General features: G+C 64.8%; 1 protein-coding gene. It reads left to right on the forward strand.

All coding sequences use genetic code 11. From position 1 onward, the window contains the following. On the forward strand, window positions 1-298 hold a 298-nt coding region (locus KW825_RS20310), incomplete at both ends, for a VCBS domain-containing protein (protein ID WP_218330243.1).

Below are 298 nucleotides of genomic sequence, written 5' to 3' on the forward strand. Positions count from 1 at the left end.
CTGACCGACAGCGGCACCCTGACCCTGACCGATCTGGATGCGGGCGAGGCGGTGTTCAAGGCCGGTACCGGTACCCCGACCGGCAGTGTGCTGGGCAGCCTGACCATCACCACAGATGGCAAGTGGACCTACAACGTGGCCAACGGCGACGTGCAGTACCTGAAAGAGGGTGAGACCAAGGTCGAGACCTTCACCGTGCACAGTGCCGATGGCACCAGCCACGAGGTGGTCATCACCATCACCGGCACCAACGATCTGCCGGTGATTGCCGGCGACGACCACGGCGCGGTGACCGAGG

This window comes from Aeromonas sp. sif2433 (assembly GCF_019218705.1).
Classification (GTDB): Bacteria; Pseudomonadota; Gammaproteobacteria; order Enterobacterales; family Aeromonadaceae; genus Aeromonas; species Aeromonas encheleia.